The organism is Bradyrhizobium sp. Pha-3, from assembly GCF_042258615.1.
Classification (GTDB): Bacteria; Pseudomonadota; Alphaproteobacteria; order Rhizobiales; family Xanthobacteraceae; genus Bradyrhizobium.
Genome location: NZ_CP170152.1, coordinates 1,314,918 through 1,337,261, shown reverse-complemented (window position 1 = coordinate 1,337,261; position 22,344 = coordinate 1,314,918). Strand labels below are relative to the sequence as shown.

Genomic DNA, 22,344 nt, shown 5'->3' with positions numbered 1-22,344 from the left:
GGGCGATGACCGCATCGGTCGCGAGCGCCGACAGCCTTGCGCGCGGAACGGCCGCCTTCCATCGCGGCGACTATGTCAGGGCATTTCACGAGCTCTCGCCGGCCGCCGATCGCGGCAACGCAAGAGCCCTCGGCATGCTCGGCTTCATGTATGAGCACGGCTTCGGCGTACCGCAGGCCTACGCGGCCGCCGCCGATCTCTACTATCGCGGCGCCATGCAGGGCGATCCGTTCGCACAAGCCATGCTCGGCCTGAGCTACGACAAGGGCCACGGCGTTCCGACCGATTTCTTGCTGGCCTACAAATGGCTCAATCTGGCGGCGGCCCGCACCGGCGGGCGACAGCGCGATGCCTATCTCCGCTTCCGCGATGCGGTCGCATCCAAGCTCTCGACCTATGAGATCATCGCCGGCCAGCGGTTTGCATTGGAATGGGTCCCCGACCGGCAAGCACCGGACGTGCATCTGACGGTCAAGTAATCGCCGATCGCTATCCCAAGTCTATGCGCGCCGCGCTGGCGATTCCGGGAGAGCCCGCTCGCTTTCCCGGAAGTCGTCCATTCGCGCGTCACCTGCCTGACGAGCCCGTCGCATCGCCGAGCCCGATGACCTGGAAGGCGCTGTTCTCGTTGTAGCTCTGCTTTTCGCGCGGCTTGCGCTGCTGCTCCGGCTGCCCCTGAGGCGGAGATCCGTCGCCGCCGCCGTAGCCGAGCACTTCCACGATCACGATCGACGGCTGGTCATTGTTCTTTGGCGGTGGCGCCGCGGCCTGCTGGCTGGCGGCAGTGGTGTTTGACGCTGATGTCAGCGCCGCGACCGGCGGCCCTTGCACCGTCGGAATGCCGGTCGAGGTGCCCTGCACCTGGATGTTGGCGGCGTTGACCACCTGCAGCGCGGCGAGGTTGACGTTGCCCGAGACGCGGATGCCGGCCTCGCCCGCATCGATGGTGCCGAGCGGCGCGATCAGGTCGACGTCGCTCGGCGGAGTGCCGGGGATGGTCGCGAGCGCGGCGATGCCGGCGCCACTCGAGGGCGCAGCCGGCGAGAGCGTGACGTTGCCGTAGCTATCTTGGCTCAGCAGCGGCGGCGTGAAGATCGTTGTGGTCTTCGAGCCGCGGCCGGCGTTGATGTCGCCGGTGGCGGACCATGCGAGGATGTTGCCGCCGAAAGTCGTCATGATGCGGCTCTGGCCAAGCAGGATGCTGCCGAGCGAATAGATGTCGATCGGGCTGTTGCGTCCCTGCGTGATCAGGCCGGACCCCGCGCCCGGCGTGACGCTTTCCACGCCGAGGATGGTTCGCCCGCCCGGATTGAGGACCTGGATCGCGCCACCGTACTGTGTGTGGATGCCGGTATCGGCCTGATACGGATCGTTGGAAGGGTCCTTCGCGAAGCCGCTGAACATCGTAAGCCCGCCTGAGTAAGTGAGCGGCCTGCCGTTCGCATCCTGGTCGGGAAACAGCATCGCGATCGCCTCGCGGCCGCGCAGATAGCTCTTGTAACGCGGCCCGTTCGCATCATTGTACTCGCGGCCGCCGAGGGTCAGTTCTTCATAGAAGACCTGGCGGACGAAGACGCCCTGCTGCTCGCTCGGCAGCGCCAGGAAATAGGCGAGCGCGTCGGCCGCGCTTCCGGCGTAGCCGTAACGCTTCTGGAGCCATGCCAACAACTCAGCGCCATAGGCGTGCACCACCTTGCCGCTGCCGGCAAGCGGTGTGCCATTACTCGGCAGCTGATTGGCAGGATTGAAATAGCGTTTGGCGAAATCGGCATAATCCGGGCCGTTCGCGCCGACGCCGGTCAGCACCGTGATGTCGGCGCCACCCGCGCTGTTGGCAGGGTTGACGACATCCCCGACGCTGGTCAGCGAACCATAATAGCCCTGGTACAGGTTGCGGCCGGCCTGGGTCTGAAGCAAGCCCGGGCCGACCACGTTGACCGACTGGTAGATGATGTCGCGGCCGGCCTGCATCAGCGAAACACCGGTGGGGTTGGTGTTGAAGAACACGTCCGGCGTCGCACCGAGGCCGACGATATCGCGTCCGGCGATGACTTCGAACGGCTTGGCCGCAAGATACCAGGTGCGATGCAGAGGATTGAAGCCGCTGGAGCCACTGCGGATCATGGTCAGTGTCGCGCCGAGGCCAAGATCGTCGATATCGACGCCGGCATAGACCAGCGCTGGCTGGGTATCCCCCTGATGCAGATTGGAGACCGGCGTGTCCTCGCCAAAGGCGATCGCATTGAAATTGTTGTTGCGGTAGGCTGCGTCCGGCGACGCGTTGGTGTTTCTCGAGCCGATGTAGAGCACCGGATGGAATGGCGTCGCCAGTGCGCTCATGTCGGCGCCCGACATCGACAGCACCTGGCCCTGCCCGTAGATCGACCCTGCCGCCAGCAGTTCGAGCTGGCCGTAGGGCGACGGCATCATCTCGATCGAGAGACCCCCGGCAAAGCGGATATCGCCGTTGGCGGCCGCAACGATCAGCGTTCCCGGATAGAAGCCGTTCGCGTCCTGCCTGCCGGCGGAGTCTCCCGCCAATGGCGCCACATCGCCGCCCGCTGCGTAAAGGCTGATCGCAGTGGCTGACGTCCACAGCGTGAAGTTGGTGCGCCCGCCCGAACTCATCAGCGTGGTCGATCCGTCGCCATTGACCCGGGTGTAGGGGCCGCCATTGACATTGACCAACGCCGCCATGCCCGCGTCGCTCGCCCCGCTGATCACGAGATCGCCGCGTGTCGTGACGCTGACGCTGCCGTCGCCCGGCGTGAATGTCGGGCCCGGCGTTTTCATCGAATCCTTGAAGGTGGATGGATCAAGCGTGCGCGGATCGACCGAAGAGGCCCCTCCGCTCCGCCCATTCTGCACCACAGTTCCGACCGCCCCGGCACGAACGCCGATGTTGCCGCGCAGATCGGCAACCGACCCGAAATAATCGGGCCACGCAGATCCCGACGCGGTGAGTGGGTTCATAGGATTGAGAATGCCTCCGACGCTCAGCGTCAGGTCGCCACCACCGGTCTGCAGCAGCGTCCCGTCCGGCAGCAGCCGCCCGGTCGAAGCGACCGCAAGATCGAGCCCGGTGGAAATATTTGCGCCGCTGCCGTCCGACGCGCCGGCATTGCGGCCCGCGATCACCGTCAGGTTGCCGCCACCGAGCGTGCCGATTCCCTGGAAGCCGACAAGGGAGGCACTGCGTGCATCCAGGCCGGCCTTGACGAGGGCGCCGAAGTTGATCCACCACGCGGTCGGATCAGGCGACAGTCCGCCGCCGCCCTGGGTTTGCAGCCAGTTGCCGATCCGGTCCGTGTCGACATAGTGGAACGTATTGTCCGCGGTCGTGATGTAACCTCTGACATCCTGCTGCGCCATGAGCGACAGATCGCCGCCGTGGGTTGGATACCATGCGTGCTGTGCACCGCCGGTTAGGGTCCCGGTCAGATCGTAGGGATTGCTACCATTGGGCGCAAGAATAGGCGCGGATTGCGTGCCGGCGGTGTAGACGCCGTAGGGCGTGGCCTCGCTGAAGCTTCCGGCCGCCAGCAACTCGAGACTGCCGGTGCCGGTACGGAGGACACTGAAGAACGTGCCGTTCGGCACCAGATTGTAAGCGGGATCGTTCAAGATAAGGTTGCCCGCTCCGTTGAGCGTCTGCGTCGTCCGAAGCATCCGCTGGTCAGCCGCAGCGAGATCGGCGCCCGCGACCAGGCGGATTGAGGCGGAGAGCGAGCCGGCAGGCAGCATCACCGCGCGTGCCGACGTTGCAGCCGGAGCAGGACTGCCGGGGTCGGTCTGAAGCGACAGTCCGGTCACGGAAGCTTCGTTACCTTTGGGAATATAGAGACGCGTCAACAGGGTCCCTTTCGGGATCACAGTGCCCGACGCGTAGGTCGTGCCGTCAGCGCCTTGCGGCCGGAAAGGAAGCGGGAACCCGGCTCCGGTCACCAAGGTCGGTACGGTCCAGCCTCCCGGTGCAGTGACTGTAACCGTGTTGCCGGCTACCAGCCGCCACAGCAGAGTGCCTTGCGCGGCGAAGTGAGCCGTGTCGGTGGACAGGGAGGCAGGCAAAATGGCGACGTTGGTGGGATCGGTGCCTCTGCCGGCCCTAAATCCATCCGAGATGCTTCCATTGATTGAGAGATTGCCGCCCGCGCGGACCACGAGGGCGATGGGCTCGCCTGCACCGTACGCTACCGAGTTCGGATCACGATCCGCACCCGCGCCGTAGCGATACTTGGCAAGGTCGATATCGCCCGAAGTCGACAGGTCGCCGCTCGACGTGATCTCGACACCTGGACGCAGATGGAATGCACTGCCATAGGCCGACAGACCGGAGAAGTTTGCCGACCACCGCGCATTGCCCAGTGCGGCGTTGATGAAGGCGGTGCTCGCCGTGTCGTAGCCATCGAGCGTCACCTGGGTGATGGTGCTGCCATCAGGCAGATCGTAGGTCCAGAACGCATTCAGCGCGATGCTGTTCGCTCCCTTGATCGTGAGCGAGCTGGCTGCGTTGATCGCAATGTTACCCGATGTCTCGTCGACGCGCGGTGCGTTCAGCACGACATCGCCATAGGCGATGCCGTTGGGATCCGGCACCGTGAGATCCAGGGTTGCGCCTGACATCAACGTCAGCGTGCCGCGAGCCGCGGTCAACTCGATATGGCCGCGGTTCTTGGCCTCGATCGGCTGGCCGTAGCTGTCCGTCTGCAACACCGTGCCGTGAGCATCGAGCACGGCGCTCGATGCAAGCGTGAGGCCGTTGCCGGCCGAAAGGCGGATCGTGCCGGGTGCGGCGCCGCTGGCGTCGATCGTGCCGGCGACAATCAAGCCACCGCTATCGACCGAGACCGTCACGCTGTGCGCCTTGACGCCGTCACCGATCGCGAGGTCCCCGCTCTTGATGTCGAAGCTGCGGGCATCGAACAGGCCGCCTTGCGTCAGGAGCGCATTGAGCGCGGCGAAATCCGCGCTACTCATGCTCGCGGCGGTGACGCTGAAATCGCCGCTGGTGTTGCTGCCGGTGGCACTGCCCACGAGGCGGCCGCCGAACGAGACCGCTCCGCTGCCGGCGCTGACGCTGATCGATCCGCCGCTGGCGTTGGTGGCGGACACATCGATCACGGAGCCGGCCGCCTGCGTGAATCCGCCGTGGCTGCTGTTGAAGATCGCGGTGCCGCCGAAGCCATAGACAGTCGCGCGCTGGATCATCGAGGCCTGGCCGGAGAGATCGATGCGGCCGCCGCTCCCGAGCGTGATGTTGTTGGTCGCGTTCACCATCAGCTTGCCGCTCGGCAACAGGACGGTGCTGGCGTTCGCGACGCTGTCGCCGGTCAGGTCGATCTCGGCGCCGGAGACCGTGGACGTCGCCGCGCTCGGCGCGAGCCCCGCGGGCACGGTGATATCAAGCGCGCCGCCGGTGGTATAATTCATGATCGACTTCTGTCCGCCGGTCAGCAGCGGCGTCGACAGCGTCAGGTTTCCGCCGGTGCCGCTCTGGCCGAACACCGCGCCGGCCGCCGTGCTCGGCGCCTGGTAGACGTACAGCGAACTGTTGCCGGCGGAGACGATCTGCGAGCTGGCCGTCATGCTGACGTTGCCGAAGCCGTAGATGACGCGGCTCGGGGCCGTCGTATCCAGCGAGGCGACCTTGCCGAAATCGATCTCGCCCGCAACGAGATTGAGCGTGCCGAGGCCGCTCCCGAGCCCACCGGCCCCAAGCGCCGGCGGCGGCGCGCCGGCGATGCCGTTCCAGGTGATCTTGCCCGCGGCGATCGTCGCGGTGTCGCCGGCGCTCCCGTAGCCATAGATCGCCGGCGTATTCAGCACGAGATCGATGCCGGTGCCGGTGGCATCGAGACCGGTCGAGCCGAACAGGTTGACGGAGTTCGCAGCGCTCAGCGTGATCTTCTCCAGCGCAGGCGCGGCATGGGTGGGGTCGCCGTGGACGAGCGTATCGAACAGGGCTTGGTTGAACATAAAGCCGGTCGGCGCACCCGACGCACCGATCGTGCCGCTGTCGCCGATATTGATGCTGCCGACCGCGAGCGTGATGTTGCGCGATCCGAAATGCGCGGACGGATCGATGTTCGAGGCGCCGTTGGTGGCAAACACCAGCGTGCCTTCGGAATAGAGCTGCGAGTTGGCACCGATCGTGATCGCGCCCGAGCCGCCATTCGAACCCAGAAAGTCGAGGTTGCCGTTGGACAGCGCCAGCACCGTTGTTCCGGAGCCCGTGGTGTAGCTCACGCCAAGAGAGGTGGAGTCGAACGACGCAGGCCCCTGCCCGATGGTGCTGAGCGTGACGTTGTTGCCGACCGTGATGTTGCCACCGACCAGGAACACTTCACTGGCGGTCAGCGTGACGCCGTCGCGAATGTGGAGGTCTCTTCCGCCGGAAAAGATCATCGTGCCGTTGACGATGCCATCGGAGCCGTTGACGATCAGCCGTGGAGCGCCGATCGCGTCCAGATCACCTGCGCGGACGGATACGCCGGCAAAGCCCGGTGTTGGCGAGCCAGCATAGATTTCATCTACGCCTGACAGGGCCACTTGTCCCGCGAAGCCGCCTTGTCCGGCCTGTAACAGCGCGGTGCCGTTGAATGTCAGTGCGGGCGCGGTTGGTGGCGTCGTCGATGGCGTCTCGAACGCCAGCATCAACATCTTGCCGTCGGCCGGCAGCAGTGGACGTACGCCGCCGAACTGTGTGGCATTGGCGATCATGAAGTCGCTGTAGCCCTGTTCGTTGTACTGTGAATATTTCCGTACAGACGTGCCCGGAGTGATCAACACCAGCGATGCAAGCGCGCTTCTGATCGCGGTATTGGTGGTGCTCGTATACGCCGAGGTCACATATGTGCCGTTGCCGATCGTGACGGCGCCGTTGATCGGCGTTCGCGTGCCCGCGCCAAGTTCAACGCGATAGGCGCCAGGCAACAACGCATAGTTCGACGGAAGCAATGTATAGGTGCCTGCCGGCAGGCCCGGCACGCCGGCCGGAACGGTGATCTGCTGGCCGATGGCCGGATCGCCAGCGCCATTTTCGGGCGCAACGGGCGCATAGCCGGACGCATAGCCAGGCAGGATGGCATACACCTTGTCGCTCGGCTTGCTGACAGGCGTGGCCGGATTGGCGTTGATCAGCGGCGTGTTGAGCACGTTCACCGAGCCGCCGCGACCCGAAATGAACGCGGCTCCGCTGAGGATGCCGCCGCCCGACATGTCGAGCGTTGCACCACTTTCGACGTTGATGGATTGACTGTCCAGTGTGACGCCGGACTGATGGCCAACATTGCCGAAGTTCGTCACGTCGATCCGGCTCACGCTCGACCCGTTGTAGCTGTAGGTCACGCCATCGATGGTGCCGCCATAGGGGATGGACATGCCCGCCATCGAGACCGAGGTCAGGCTGCCCGGCAGCACGTCGACCCGTTGCGTCGGAATGCGGTTGTCGAACGGATTGTTATTGCCGAGCACGATGGCTCCGAATGGCGCGCGGACGATGCCGCCCTGCTCGACGACAGGCGCGGCGAGCGCGAGGCTGCCGAACACCGACAGCGGTGCGTCCGGTATGGTATCGGTGCTGCGGCCGATGGTCAGCGTGGGCGGCTGATCGGACTGCGCAGCCGTAAAATTGTTCTGCCCGGCGGTGACGACCGCGACAACGCCGGTGGCCGGATAGAGCTGGGCGGGAATGAGATCGAGATTCCAGTCGGTCGAGAGCCGCGTCGCCTGCCCCGGTGTGGAGAGGCCCAGGAAACGGATGTCCCCCTTGCTCACGAACCTGACGTCGGCAAAGCCAGGCGAATACATGCTGTTCGGCGCGGATGCCGAGAACTGGATCAGCCCCTGAACGTCGATCTGGTTGGCATCGACCTCGAAACTCGCCCTGCTCGGAACGCCGGCCGAGCCGGGATTGCCGATGAATCCGGCGGTGGTCGCCGCCGGTTCGCGCAGCAATACATAGGGCGCCGACAGCAGGACATCGCCGGTCGGAATCGGCGCGGAAGGATCCGGCTTGCTTGGCGAACCGACGGGGACCGGCAGGCCCGGCACCGCCGCGCCCGACGTGAAGGCGGCAGCCGTGAGCGTAATGCTTTGGCCAAGCGCGAGCGACAAATTGCCGGAGAACTGCATGTAGTCGCCCGAACTCAGCGACAGATTGCCGAAGCCGCCGGCCTTGACCATGTCGGCACTGACCACGGCCTGGCCGAATGTCAGCTTCGAAGCGTCGGTCCCCGGCGCGATGTCGACAGGCAGCAGCGCTTGCTGCGTCTGGGTCACGATGATCGTACTAGGTACGAGCGCATTATTCGGCACGAAGGAGCCGTCGCCGGGAAAAACGGCGCTGGATAGCGAGATCGACAGGCTGCCGCCCGCCGCGCCCGCACCGCCGGCCGCGGCGTGGATATTGCCATCGAGATAGAGGCCGCTCGATGAGCTGAGTGCGATGGAGCCGCCATTGCTCACGAGCGCCTGCGCGCTGCCGGCCGCATTTGGTGACATGCCGGCAGCGGAGTTGACGGTGATGCCGGCGCCGTCGGCATTGAGTTCGGCGCCGGGCCGGACGATCACGAAGCCGGTTGCGCCACCCAGGTTGATGCTGCCGCCATCGGTGACGGTGCCATACGTCCGTCCCGTGGTGTCAGTGGCCGTGTAAGCCGCGCCCGACACGTCGACCGCGGCATTTGCGCCGATCCACAGCGACAGGGCACGGCCCTGGCCGTACGCGTCGAAGTTGCGCGAGGCCCCCAGTGAATTGTCGGACTCGTTGATCAGCGTGATGCTGCCACCATGCGCGGTCAGCCGGCCGTCCATCGTGATCTGATTATAGTCATCGAGCTTGATGCTCTGACCGGGATCGACCGTGATCGATGCACCGTCGCCGATCACGATCGGACCACCACCGTGCTCCAGGCCGCCCTTGATCAATGAATGCAGCGTTACGCTGGCGCCGGCCCGCTGCGTCAGCGTCGCGTTCAGCGGGCTCTCGGTGAACAGCGGCGGCTGCCACAACGACAGTGCCGTTGCCGGATCGGTACCGGTCCGCGCGGCATAGCTGCTCGCCGTGAACCGGTAGACCGGCATGGTCGGCACAACGGCCGTCCCATTCGTCACCAGCGTCTCCGTCCCGCCGTTGATGTCGTAGTTCGCGAAACCGGATGCAAAGAGGCTTGGCGTGAGGACGACCGGCGACTGGACCGCGACGGTGACGCCGAGGCTGGTTCCGGCAGGGATCACAGCGCCTGGCGCGTATGTGGTGTCCGTTGACCGCGCGCTCCCGGCCGCAATCGTGTAGGTGAAGGCTGGCGTTCTGATGCCATTCGGAAATGTCCCGGACGGAACGACATAGCCGACCGGGAACGCGCCGCCGAAAGCGGAAATGTTCGAGCCCGCCGGAATCGTCTGGCCGGCCTGGTAGAATGTGATGGTATTCCAATCGGTGGCCGTCATGCCTGTCGGCACGACCCAGTCGTTTTGCACGGTGACGCCGAACTGTCCGCTGCCGTCGGTGCGCTGATCGCCTGGTACGACGCCGCCCGGCAGTGGCGTATCGAGAGGGGCCTGCGTCAACACCACGCTGTACGGCATCGGCAGCGGCTGGCCGGCGGGAATCGTCAGCGGCTGCGCCAGGACGAGGTTCGCCTTCGCAGGCGTGTTGGCGAGCAGCGTGCCGCCGAACAGGCTTGCTTGATCGCTGATCACCACGGTCCCCGGCGTCGAGATGGTCAGCGTGCCGCCGCCGCTGAGGCCGGCCGCACGAATGCTGCTGCCGAGCGTCAACATTCCATTGACGGCGGTGCCGCCGCCGGCCGGATCAACGGCGATCAGCGTAACATTGCCGCCCTTGCCGCCCCGGGTCTTGCCATTGGCGAGAATGGCTCCGCCCGATGAGACATCGATCGTGCTACCACCAGCGAGCGTCAGGTCACCGGTGGAATCGAAGGTGACGTTGCCACCGTCGAGGAAGCCGAGACCTGACACGCTGTTCGGATCGAGCTGCGCATTGACCCACAGGCCGCGCGTATCGATGGTGACGCCGGATTCCAGCGTCAGCGACGCGCCCCCGGTCGCATTGGTCAGCGTAACTGTGCCGGTCGCTGCATTGAGGATGTTGCTCACGGTGACGGTGCCGGAGCGCGCGGTGATGTCGGCTGCGACGTCGACCGTCGGAGCGATCAGCTTGACCTGCGCACCGGCCGAGAGCTGCAGCGGTGCATTGATCGCGATCTTGTTGGATGTATTGATGTTGAGGCCGCCGAGGCCAAAGCTGTTCAGCGTCGGCGCATCGAACCAGGCCGTGTTGGTGCGATCCGCCGGCAGCGCGGAAGTCAGGTCCAGGCCGCCTGCGACCGGCGCAACGTTGCCGAACGACACATCGGTGTTGTAGGCGTTGGCGAGGCCATAACCATTGTACTGCCCGAGTGCGAGCGTGCCGGCGAGCGGCACGGCGTTCTGTGTCAGCTTGTAGCCGTCGGCGACGCCGGCCGGACGCTTGGCGATCTGGTTTTCGCCGTCGATCACATTGGCGAGGATCGTGCCCTCGAACACCGAGGTCGGGGTCGCGAGAACGAGACTGCCGGCGTCGCGGCCCACGGTGTAGCCGTTCTCCCAGCGCGAGCTGCCTTTGCCGAACGGGCTGAGATAGACCTCGACCACGTTCCAGTGCGCGTGATTGACGATGAAGCCGTTGGCCACCGCGACATAGGTCAGGTTGGCCGGGGCAGCGTCGGCATTGTAGATGCGGCCGTCATTGCCGAGCAGCAGCGTCTGCTGCACATAGCCGCTCTGATATTGCACCGCGCCGCCCGAGATATTGAAGATCGCGCCGCGCTGCGCCACCACCTCCGGTGCCGACAGCGTGATGGTGCCGCCGACCGCGGTCCATTCGCCGATCTTGTGGCCGGTGTTGTTGAGATAGCCGGAGACCTCGAGCAGCCCGCCCGCGGTGTAATAGCGGTCCGTCGCATAGCCGCCGGTGCCGGCCGGCACCAGCGTCAGATCGCGGGCGTCGATCCACAGATTGCTGTTGATGAGCGCGCCGCCGTCGCGGTTCTGCGGGCTGTCGCGCAGCTCGTTGCCCTGGACGTTGACCTTGATCGCATTGGCCGACACCGGCAGCACGGTGCCGGTGGTGCCGGAGACGTCGATCACCGATCCGCTTTCGGCGAACACCCGCTTGCCGGCTGCGGCCGTCACCTGGCCGCCCTGCGCCATGGTCAGCGAGCCATTCCTGAAATCGACGGTGCCGCCGGTGACGATCTCGATGCGCGACTGATCGGGCCGATCGGACAGCGTCGAGAGGTTGTCGAACTGGCCGGTCGCCAGCAGGTTCGGCTTGGCCGAGGCGATCAGGGCGTCGCGCTGCGAATTGAACGCCGTCGCGTTCGGATCGATGCCGGCCACCAGTGCGGCCGCCGCATCGGTCTCCGGCAGGATCAGGCTGATGCCGTTATTGGTCAGCGTGACGCTGCCGGTCGTGTCGGACGCCGAGTTGAGCAGATGGATGGTGCCGCGCTGGTTGACCGAGGTGGTGGAGACGAGAATGCCATCCTGGGTGACGGCATGACCGGCGAGCGTGATGTCGCCCTGCTGGGCGAGGACGAGACCCGTGTTGGTGACGGTCCCGCTGCTGCTGCCGCGATACAGCACCGGCGCGATCTCGTTGCCGCGCGTGGTCGAGTTCTGGTTGGCATTGGTGCCGTAGCCGGCGCGCAGGATGAAATCGTCGCCGGCGGCGAACTGGGTCTGCCCCTTCGGCGTGGTGATGGCGCCGGCATTGTCGACTTCGGTGCCCATCATGAGCACGAAGCCGCCGCCGGAGGTGACCGACGACGGCGCATTGGTGGTGATCAGCGCGCCGCTCTCGACCACGATCTTGCCGCCGGCGCCGGTGAAGCTCGGCAGATAGCTGGTGCCGCTCTGGGTCGAATAGAGCCCGCTGGCGCGGAACTGGCTGTCGGCGATATTGGCGGTTGATGCGATCAGCGAGCCGACATTGATCTGGCTCGCGCCGCCGAAGATGATGCCGTTCTGGTTGATCACCAGCACCTGGCCGGGCGCGGTGATGCGGCCGAGGATCTGGCTCGGTGCGGTGTTGCCGACCACGCGGTTGAGCGCGGTCCAGCTGCTGGCCTGCTGGTTGAAATTGAGCGTGGTCTGGCTGCCGACGTTGAAGCTCTGCCAGTTGAGGATCGCCTGCGGCGCGGTCTGATTGATCGTGACCGCGGTCTGACCGCCGCTTGCGGTCTGGCTCGGCAGGGCGGCACCTTGCCAGAGGCTCGAGCCGGGCACGGCACCGGGCGCAACCTGAAGCCCGCCCGGCGCGAGGCCGTTCGGCACCGCCACCTGCGGCAAGGTGGCCGATCGCTGCGAGGCGGCGGCTGCACTGCGTGCGGCGGACTGCGCAGCCTGCAACGCCTGGATGGCCTGGGTCGCCCGCGTCAGCGCGCCCTGGCTTTGCCTGGCGACCTCCCTCGCCTGCTGGGCCGCGGCAGTTGCCGCGTCGCTGGCGATCGCCGGCGCCGACGTCGTCGTCGCGAAATTGCCGAGCGGACGCGCGGATGCGCCCTCAAGCCCGCTCAGCAGCAGCGCCAACGTGCTTGTTCCCGCGAGCAGCATGGAGCGCGATACCAATCCGATCCGCTGCCGCGACGGAAGCGGCGCGACCCGACGCGGATCGAGACGAGGACGGCGGGCAACGCGCTGACGAGACGGCATAGGATGTCCCCTGGGAACAACGGACGGAAAGATGCGCAGATCGGATCTGCGCAGGTGCTCGTCACACGGCTTGACCGTATGCCAGGCTTCTCGTCTCCAAGGACGCCATTTGATCGGTGGGACCGAACGACAAAATCGCGGGCTGCATCACAATTCCTGCGCAGGCATGATGCGCGCTTTCATGGCTCGCTCGACGTCAGCTCAGCAGCACGATGCCGCCGGGCAGATGTCGCGCCTTCGCGCCGAAGATTTGCTGGAACATGGCCAGGATGCCATCGACATTGTCGATGCGGAACCGACCGTTGACGAGACGGCGTTCCAATTCCGCGTTTGTCACCATGACCTTGCCCGACCGGTAGCGATTGATCTCGGTCACGACGTTGCCAAGCGGAGCATCGTGAAAGATCAGCATTCCGTCGCGCCAGGCCGTCACCTCAGCAGGATCGACCGACATCGGCGCCGCGAGACCACGCGCTGCATAACTGACCTGTTGCCCCGCACGCAGCGCCGCGACGGAGCCGTGGCGGGTGACCTGGACCTCGCCATCGAGACACGTCACGCAGGTGCCGGGCTGCTCATGACGGACGTTGAATTGTGCCTGGCGCGCACTCATCTCGCCGTCGCCGGCAACCACACGCACCTCGCGGCTCGCCGAAGCCGTCGCGATCACGGCTTCCCCGGTCAGGATCTCGATCCGATCGAGGCTGGCCTCGCTGGGCTGGACATTGACGCTGGTTCCGGTGTTCAGCGTCACCTTGACACCGCCATCGATCGTGAGCTTGCGCTGCTCGCCGGCAGCGGTGCGATAATCCGCCATCACATCCTGCAGCGATGGCCACAACTGCAAGGGCGGCGACACCACGAGATACGCGGCGGCCGACGTCGCAAGTGCACCTCCCAGCACCGCCCGCCGCGTCATTCGCGGCTGCCGCCGGACATCCGCCAGCATGGAATCGCCACGCCGCTTCAGCAGGTTGGCGCCGGCCGGGCCGAGCTGATCCCACAGCAGGCTGGCCTGTGCCAGCGCCTCCGAATGAGCGGTGCTCTGGCTTCCCCAGTGCTTGGTCTCCTCGATGTCCCGTCGAGTGGCCCGACCCGAACCAAGCCGCTGGACGCGTGCAAGCGCCTCGCTCTCGATCGCGGTCAGCTCCTCCGACGGTTCGTCGCTCCGTGTCATCGATCGGGCGTTTCTCTTGGCAGCACTTCCATCCAAATACGCAACACTCTGACGCTCTCCTATCAGGACGTTTCCCGCGGTGCCGGACCGAAACGTCTTGTGACTTTTTTATTAAACCGCTTGGCGCAATGCTCGAGCGCGGCTTTCAGCTCAAGCTCCACCAAACGCTGCGAAACCCCGAGGCGCGCGGCGATTTCCCGGAGCGGCGTGCCTTCCAGGCGGGATGCGAGCAGGATCGTGCGGCGGCGCGGCGTGAGTTCCTCAAGCACCTGCTCCAGGTGCGCAATCTGCTCCCGCGATTCGACCTCGCGTTCCGGGCCGGGCGCCGCGTCGGCGATCTCGAGCATCGGCTGCACCTCGAACCGCTTGATCCGGCGCGTCTCCTGGCGCTCGCGGCTGATCGCAAGATTGAGCGCACTGCGCAGCAGATAGCCGATCGGGCTGTCCACCACGCCCGGGCCGTTCTTGTCGCGAAGATGCAGCCACGTCTCGTGAAGGGTTTCGCGCGCCTTCTCGTCGCCGAGACGCCGCGCGAGGCGGCGCCGAAGCTCGTCGTAGCGCTCGACGAGCACCTGCCGAAGCGTGGTCGAAGTGGTTTCCGTCATCGCGCGACCAGTCCCGGGCGCCTTGGGTCACGCGCAGCACAGTCGCCGGTCTCGGAAGGCGGCCGCGGCGAAACCGCCATCATGACGGGCTGCGGCATGTCCGGCGGCGGCGGCCGGCCGATCACGACAGCACCCAACATGGCGGCGATCGCCCGGTCACGCGCGCCGTCATCGGTCGAGCCGAGCAGCTGGGGCTGCAGCACTTCGCCAGCGTGCCCGATCCAGAACCTGAACTTGATCCGATAGCCGCCCGGCGCGGTCAGCGCGGACCGGCAGAATGCTTCCTCGACGCTGCTCTGGACGGCCGCAAGATACGGCATGAAGCTGTGCATCGACGCCGTCTGCGGCGCGGTAGCCGCAGGTACAATCGTGAAGGCGTTCGCCGCGGCATAGACCGCGACCAGACCGGTTCCTTCGAGCAGAAGCTGCAACGCCATGTCGGGCGTCATCGATCCCTTGACGGCCCGCGCGCTGCGACCTGCCGCCAGGGTGGCGTCGTACACGACCTGACGACCGGTGGCCGCGCTGTAGGCATCGAGTGCGGAGACCAGGGGCTGGGCCGCAATATTGAAATCGACCGTTGCCGGTGTCCGAACTGATTCAGGGCTCCCGGCCATCGTTACCGTCTGGATATTCCCGGCAACGAGAGTGCCTATGACCAGGGCGAGAAGGCGCTGCCACATCCGATCATGCTTCGCGCGCAGCCCCGATCTTCCGACCCATTGAACAAAGTGCATGAGGCGCCGCCTTGATCCTCAAGCCCCAACTGAACAGCACGATCCATCGGTGATCGATACAGCCGTTCATCAAAACCCGCGGCAGGCGCAACATAGGAATAGATTGTGACAATCTGCTAACAAGGACGGCGTCCTCACGCCGGGCGCACCTTGCGCCGCCGCAACCGGCGCCAGCCGATCACGATACCGCTGATCGAGACGATTGTGCCGACCGCCGACAGCAGCCAGACCACGACGTCGCGCGCCGGCCAGATGCGCAGCAGCAGCGGGAAGTCCAGGCTGTGCAGTGCGTTGAACAGCCAGCGATAGGAGCGGCGGCTGTCGTCGCTGCGGTCGAGGATTTCGCCGGTGACCGGGGAGACGTGCAGCCAGGTGTGGGCAAGATCGTCGAAGCCGATCCGCAACACGGGAAGCTCGCGCTGATGATGCAGCGTGTACCAGTAGGCGTCCGGTTCATCGAGCTGCCGCGCCGACAGTATTGCAGCCTTCGGCATCGCGCCGCGCGCAGCTGTGATGATCTCGTCCTGCGAGAGCGTCACGGGCGCGCCGGTCACTGGATCGGCGAGGCTGCGACGGCCGTTGCTGTCGTCGAGCAGCATCAGCCGGTGTCCGCCGATCCAGACGAAGTGCGCCTCCACTGCCGATTCCGACGGCCGCGACGGCAAGCCGGCGACGATATCGGGCGTGTCGTGGCCGCTGTAGCCGACCGCGACCTCGCGCGTGAGGCCGCGGCCGGAGAACGCGCCGCCGGGATTGAGCGACAGCCAGCCGCTGAACATCCAGGTGAAGACGAAGATGCCGCCGACAAGACCGGCTATATGATGCCAGGCCATCCAGCCGCGATAGGGCGAGACGGCGCCATCAGCGTAACGGCTCGCCAGCCGCAGGCGGAGAATGCCGATCCAGAAGCCGGTGACCGCGACGACGAGGCAGATGCCCGATATCCACAGCACCACGTCCCGCCACAGCGGACCGTCCTTGCGCAACACGGTCGGATAGATCCAGTGCGGGATCGATCCGAGCCAGTTCCAGACGCGCTCCTGCCGGGTGGTATCGAGCGCGATCTCGCCGCTGCGCGACGAGACATAGAGCTCGGTACCATCGGGATCGCCGAGGCCGATCAAATAGAGCGGCCGCAACGGATCGAAGCGCGCGGTGACCGACCATTGATCGCGCGTCACGGTATCGAGCAGTTGCGGCTGCACGGCACGCGTGTGGTGCCGGGCGACAGCAAGGGCCTGATCCGGCGTGATCCGGTCGATCACGCCGCCGTCGATCGCCGAAATGGTGACGGCGCCACCCTTCCATCCGGTCACGCGATAGACCGGAACGTCGTCCATCATCGAGAGACGGAGATCGCGCGGATAATGCTCCATGCCCGCGATCGCCATCGCGCGATCAGGAGCGACCTGCACCTTGTTCCAAACGATGACAGGGAGCGCAGAGAGGCGCTCGTCGTCAGTGAGGCGCGGAAAGGCCACGTACATCATGACGAGGCCGGAGATGAACCACATCGCGAAGAAGAGACATGTCGCAATGCCGATCCAGCGATGGACGACATAGAGCCATCGCCGCCCTCGCCGGATCAGAGCGTTGCGCATGTTCAGAACTTCACATTGACGGACAGTTCCGCGGTGCGCGGCATGCCCAGCAGCCACTGCCCCGTCCCGTTCGAGGTCACCGCGTAGACCTTGTCGAACAAATTGTAGACGCGGAACGCAACGGTGGTGCGGTCATCGGGCTTCCACCTGATGCCGCCATTGACCACATTGTAGCCCGGCCGCAACTGGGTGTTAGCGAGATCGGCGTACATCGCACCGACGATCTGCACGCCGCCATAGACGGACCAGTTGGGCGCGAAGTCCCAGGTCAGCCAGACGTTCGCGACCTGCTGCGGCACGTTGACCGGAACATTGCCGTTGTAGCTGACGATCTTGCCGCCGACGACCTGGCTGTTGTTGTCGTATCGGGCGCGCAGCAGCGCCAGATTTGCGTCGACGCGCCAGCCGTCGTTCAGCGCGAGCCCGATCGTTCCTTCGACCCCGCGGGATGATTGCTGGCCGATCTGCAAGGCGAGGCCGGCGGTTGGATTGCTGGGATCGGGAATGGTCAGGCCGGTCTTGACGATCTCGTAAGCAGCCAGCGTCCACTCGCCGCGGCCGCCCCAGAACGACTGCTTGACCCCGATCTCGGTCTGCTTACCGGTCGCGAGCTGGAAGGTTTTCTGCGAGGTCGACAGCGAGATCAGGTTGCTGACCGGATCGACGCCAACCGCATACTGGCCGTAGAACGCGAGGTTCTTGATCGGCTCGTAAACCAGCCCGGTTCGCCAGCTGGTGCCCGACAGCGTGGTTTCAAAACTGTTCGCCGGCGTCTTGTAATCTGTCCGATCGACCTCGGGACGATCGTACCGGACGCCGGTGACGAGCGACAATTGATCGGTCAGCGACAGGCGATCTTCGGCGAACAGCGCGTATTGATTGACGATTGCGTTGAAGCCCGGCGTCGTCGCCGTGGTCGTCGCGAAGAACGATCCGGGATCGAACACGTAAGGATTGACCGACGACGCGCCACCATAGGGCGAGTTGTTGGTGTGGGTGAAGTCGATCCGGTTGACGTCGAACCCGGCAACGAACTGGTTCGCAAGTCCGAAGACGTGACCGCTGAAGGTCGTGTCCATCCGGTTGCCGAGCTGCTTCTGGTCATGGAATATCTCGATATAGTTGGAACGGTCGATCAGCTGGGTCTTCGGATTCCAGGTGTAGTTTTCGATATCGCGCCAGTGCCGCTCGCTGGTCAGATAATACAACGTGTTGTTGACCTTGATGCCGTCGGCGACATCCCACTCGGTCTTGAACTGGGTCCAGCTGTCCTGATAACGGATGGCGCTGTCCAGCGCATTGTAGTTCTTGAAGCGCAGCGCATCCTGGATCGAACCGTTGATCAGCGGCGTGCCGAAATAGCGCGACGGGCTGCGGTCGCCGTAATCTTCGGACAGCGTGAAGGCGAGATTTTCCGATGCCTGCACGCGCACGGCCGCGGAGACCACTGCATTCGAGGTCTTGTCGCGATCGACCCAGCCTTCCGACATGTTGCCGGTGGCGTTGATGCGGTAGGACACATTCGGATTGATCGGACCGGTGCTGTCCACCGAGAGCCGCCGTGTCATGTTGCTGTCGAGCGAGACCTCGGCCTCGTTATAGGGCGTGCCCTGCGGCTTCTTCGGAACGACGTTGATGACGCCGCCGATCGCGCCTTCGCCGTAGAGCACCGAAGCCGGGCCGCGCAGCACCTCGATGCGTTGCGTCGACCAGGTGTCGTAGGGGAACGTCAGGGTGCCGGAGCCGATATAGAAGCGCGTGCCGTCATACAGCGTCATCACCGAGTTGCTGCCGGCAAAGCCGCGAGTGCTGAACGACAGGCCGCCATTGCCGGGCGCCGGCGTTGCGATGAACCCGGCTGCGTCCTGGGTGACGGCGTCGGTCACATTATGCTGGCCGCGTTCGGCGATGGTTTGCGCCGTGATGATCTCGACGCTGGCCGGCGTTTGCAGCGGCGTCAGATTGAGCCGGCTGCCGGTGCCGCCCTGCGTGGTGGCGTTGAGCGTCGGCGATGCCGATCCCGATGCGCCCGACGCCGCCGCGCGCGGCGCACCGCCGGCAGCAGCCGCCGTTGCAGGTCTGGCGCGCGATCGTGATGCGGCGGCGGGATTGCTGCTTCGCGCCGCGGGCTTGGGTTTTGCGGATGTCGAGGGGGCGACCTCGATCGGATCGAGCGTGGTGGGCGGAGCTGTTTGTGCCGAACCCTCGGCCGGCAGCAGCAGCGATGACAGGGAGCAAACGAGACCGAGGCGCCAACGGCGCGCGGCAGGAGAGGACGGAGACATCAAAAGGGACTCGCGGTAACGTGGCACGTCACCGCGAACGCGGACTGGCGCATTGCCCAAAAGGCAGTGCTCCGATCCCACCAGGACGCCCCCGCCCGATGTGCTCGCGTGTGACCACGACTGACGGCAGGTCTCCTGGCTCACGGGTCATCGCCTGTCGACGCCTTCCCGGGCCTGATAGCCCAGTGGCAAATTGACGAAAGGCTCGCCGTTTACAGTTGCGGGGACAGCTGCGGCATTGGGGTTACCCTCGCACCGCATTCCCTTTTGATCCCCGAAGGGAACCGTCGGCAGAAACGATAGGTGGTGCGGGATGGGCTGTCAATTCGATGCGATTGTCGCACACATGCTTTGCGGGATGGTGCTGCGGCGACGACACAGCGCCTGCGACGACGCGAAGACTTCCTAGACCCGTCATCCTGAGGAGCCGCGAAGCGGCGTCTCGAAGGATCGACGGCCACCAGCCGGGCCGTGCATCCTTCGAGACGCGCTACGCGCTCCTCAGGATGACGGGACATTTACGTCACTCGACGCAACCTTCCAACACCTCGTCGATCTCGGCCCGCGACAGAGCGCCCATCTCGGCGATGAAGACGATTCGCGTGCGTGGTACGCCGGGTGCCGGCTCGCCGCCGGCAGCCAGCGTCGCGCGTCCGCCGGCGAGTTGAAACACCGTCAGCCGACCGGGCTGCTCCACCGTCTCGAACAATCCCTTCGCCCGCGCCAGCTTCGGCGCCAGTTTGCCGATCGCCTGTTGCAAGCGCGGTAGCGCTACCTTCCGCTCCGAGGTCCAGCTCAGCGTCTCGAACCGGTCGGATACCGGCCGTCGCGGCGCAGTTTCACGCGGCGCCGGCACATGATCGAGATCCGCCGGAAACAGCAACGCCGCCGGCACCTCGCCATGCAGAGCATCGACGACGACAGCCGCCGGACGCACCGCGCGGACGGCATCGCGGATCACGGCGCACGCGGCCGCATCGGCCAGATCGACCTTGCTCAGCGCCACCACATCCGCCGCCCGCAATTGCGAGCGCAGCAGCGCGTCTTTCAACATCGCCGCGGGCTGCGTCGCGTCGACCACGCACAGCACCGTCTCCAGCGGCGCCTCCTTCCAGATCACCGGGTCCATCAGGTTGCGCACGATATCGGCGGGATCGGCGATCCCGCTGGTCTCGATCGCGATGAATTCGGGACGCGGATCACGTCGAAGCAGGGTTGCGAGCGTGCGCAGCAGATCGCCCTCCAGCGTGCAGCAGATGCAGCCATTGCTCAGGCTGACCACGCCATCGCTGGCGCCGGCGATCAGCTCCGCGTCGATGTTGATCGCGCCGAAATCATTGACCACGGCGGCGATGCGCCGGCCTTGCGCATGCGCCAGCAGATGGTTCAAGACCGTGGTCTTGCCCGCCCCGAGAAAACCCGCGACCAGCAGGATCGGGACCGGCACGTCAGCCCCCAGTGACCGGACGGCGCACCGGCCGTCCGGGCCTTGCGGCCACATCGAGCACACCGTCATTGATCAGCGGCTGGCCGCCGACCACGAGATGCCGCACGCCTTCCGCCGGGCGGTTCATCGCGGAGAAGGTCGCGCGATCGCTGAGCGTCTCGAAGTCGAACACCACGACGTCGGCGTCGGCGCCCGCCTGCAGCCTGCCCTTGGCACGCATCGCCGGCGTGCTCGCGGACAGGATTTCCGCCGGGATCAGCGCACATTTGCGGATGCCCTCGAGCAGCGACACCTTCCTGCGCTCGCGCACCCATTCGCGGATGAAGCGGGTAAAGCAGCCGGCCGAACGCGGATGCGAGGTGGCATCGTCAGGCAGCGGCCAGGCGTCGCCGGTGTAGGGACGGCCATCCGACAGCGTCCACGGCATCGCGTCGGACGCGATCGCACCGCCCGGATACAGCACCGCCATGTCGAGCAGATCGCGATGATGCGCGTTGTTCTCGATATCGAGCACATGCCACAGCACCAGTGTCGAGGGTTCTGCGGCCTGCGCCGCCAGCAGCTCCTCGCGGCTGCCGAAGCGATGACCGTCGGTCACGCGCTGCACCGAATCATAGCCGAGGCCGTTGCGTTCCTCGAATTTCGGATCGCTGAAGAAGGTCGCCGCCAGCACGGTCGAGCCGGTGCCGTAGGGATAGGCCTCCACGGTGATCGGCAGGCCCTGCGCCTGCGCTTTCGCGATCAGCGCAACACAGCGCTCGATGTCCGTCTTGCTCGACGAGTTGAAATGGCAGATGTGCATGTGCGCGCCGGTGGCGCCGGCATAGCCGATCAGGCGGATATAGGCCTCGGCCGCGCTCTCGGGATCGATGCGCGACATGTAGGCGACGTGGGTGAAGGTCGGCACCGCATGATCGGCCGCGAGCTGGCACACCGCGGTCAATTCCTGCACGCCGGCGCCGGGCGCATAGGCGTTGAGAATGCCGATGCCGATGCCGCCCTCGTTCAGTCCGTTGGCAAGGCGCGCGAGGATGCCGCCGACCTCGCTTTCAGTCGCCACGTTCTCGATCCAGCGGCGATCGCGCATCGCTGCGCCGAATGATTCCAGCGAGCTTTCCGAATTCGAGCCGGTCATCGCGCCGATCCGCGCGAACGCCCAGTTGGCCGCCGCGCCATAGTTCAGCACCCGCCCCTTCTCGGCCTGCCGCTTGTACCAGGACGCGACCGGCAGCACGCCGGCCTCGAGGTCGAGCGATGTCGTCACTCCGTCGAAGGCCTGCATACGGTCGGCCGGGATGGTCTGGCCGTGCGCGTGCAGGTCGATGAAGCCGGGCGCCACCACGAGCCCGGCCGCGTCGATCTGCCGCTCGGCGCCGCCGAGGCCGGTGCCGACCGCGGCGATCTTGCCGTCGACGACAGCCACGTCGCCGATCGCGTCCATCCCGCTGGCCGGATCCACCACCCGGCCGCCGCTGATCACCAAACCACCCATCTCGCCACTCCCCGCATTGTCCGACACCGACCGCTCGCCTTCATGAAAGGCTTACGACCGGACCCAGTCGGGGCCAAGAGACAAAAATGCATCGCATCCATCGCGACGGCTCGATCGAGAACGCCGCGGCGTGGTGTCATGCAATCGTCGATTGCGCGGGCGGAGAAGGACGGGACCGGATCAACATCGGCTCGGCTGATTCCCTGCTTTCCCCGTCATCCTGAGGAGCCGCGAAGCGGCGTCTCGAAGGATCGACGGCCACCGGCCGGGCCGTGCATCCTTC

At 65.7% G+C, this 22,344-nt stretch carries 10 protein-coding genes and 1 riboswitch; of the genes, 2 read left to right on the top strand and 8 right to left on the bottom strand.

Annotated features, from left to right (window positions below; translation table 11 throughout):
* The first annotated feature begins 5 nt into the window (after positions 1-5).
* Positions 6-479: a tetratricopeptide repeat protein gene (locus tag ACE10Z_RS06230; RefSeq protein WP_375787155.1), complete on the top strand. Its 474-nt coding sequence runs from the start codon at positions 6-8 to the stop codon at positions 477-479.
* Positions 480-567: 88 nt separating this feature from the next.
* Here the strand turns inward: ACE10Z_RS06230 and ACE10Z_RS06225 are convergent, their stop codons facing one another.
* From ACE10Z_RS06225 to ACE10Z_RS06190, 8 genes are all read right to left on the bottom strand, one after another.
* Positions 568-12,717: a filamentous haemagglutinin family protein gene (locus ACE10Z_RS06225; RefSeq protein ID WP_375787154.1), complete on the bottom strand. Its 12,150-nt coding sequence runs from the start codon at positions 12,715-12,717 to the stop codon at positions 568-570.
* 196 nt (positions 12,718-12,913) lie between these two features.
* A complete protein-coding gene (locus ACE10Z_RS06220; RefSeq protein WP_375787153.1) occupies positions 12,914-13,894 on the bottom strand; it encodes a FecR family protein in 981 nt (326 codons plus the stop codon).
* A 62-nt stretch (positions 13,895-13,956) separates the two neighbouring features.
* Complete coding sequence (locus tag ACE10Z_RS06215; protein WP_375787152.1) at positions 13,957-14,499, bottom strand: RNA polymerase sigma factor; 543 nt, start codon at positions 14,497-14,499, stop codon at positions 13,957-13,959.
* Complete coding sequence (locus ACE10Z_RS06210) at positions 14,496-15,182, bottom strand: STN domain-containing protein (RefSeq protein WP_375787151.1); 687 nt, start codon at positions 15,180-15,182, stop codon at positions 14,496-14,498. The genes ACE10Z_RS06215 and ACE10Z_RS06210 overlap by 4 nt, the downstream gene beginning before the upstream one ends.
* 188 nt (positions 15,183-15,370) lie before the next feature.
* Complete coding sequence (locus tag ACE10Z_RS06205) at positions 15,371-16,837, bottom strand: PepSY domain-containing protein (RefSeq protein ID WP_375787150.1); 1,467 nt, start codon at positions 16,835-16,837, stop codon at positions 15,371-15,373.
* 2 nt (positions 16,838-16,839) lie between these two features.
* On the bottom strand, positions 16,840-19,122 hold the full coding sequence (locus tag ACE10Z_RS06200; RefSeq protein ID WP_375787149.1) for a TonB-dependent receptor: 2,283 nt from the start codon (positions 19,120-19,122) through the stop codon (positions 16,840-16,842).
* A gap of 107 nt (positions 19,123-19,229) precedes the next feature.
* Positions 19,230-19,426, bottom strand: a riboswitch (cobalamin riboswitch).
* 219 nt (positions 19,427-19,645) lie between these two features.
* Entirely contained in the window at positions 19,646-20,569 is a 924-nt protein-coding gene (locus ACE10Z_RS06195; RefSeq protein ID WP_375787148.1) for a CobW family GTP-binding protein, read from the bottom strand.
* A 1-nt stretch (position 20,570) separates the two neighbouring features.
* Positions 20,571-22,061, bottom strand: a complete 1,491-nt coding sequence (locus tag ACE10Z_RS06190) for an amidohydrolase family protein (protein WP_375787147.1) — start codon at positions 22,059-22,061, stop codon at positions 20,571-20,573.
* An 86-nt stretch (positions 22,062-22,147) separates the two neighbouring features.
* Between ACE10Z_RS06190 and ACE10Z_RS06185 the strand changes: the two genes are divergently transcribed.
* Positions 22,148-22,285, top strand: a complete 138-nt coding sequence (locus ACE10Z_RS06185; RefSeq protein ID WP_375787146.1) for a hypothetical protein — start codon at positions 22,148-22,150, stop codon at positions 22,283-22,285.
* The last annotated feature ends 59 nt before the right edge of the window (positions 22,286-22,344 follow it).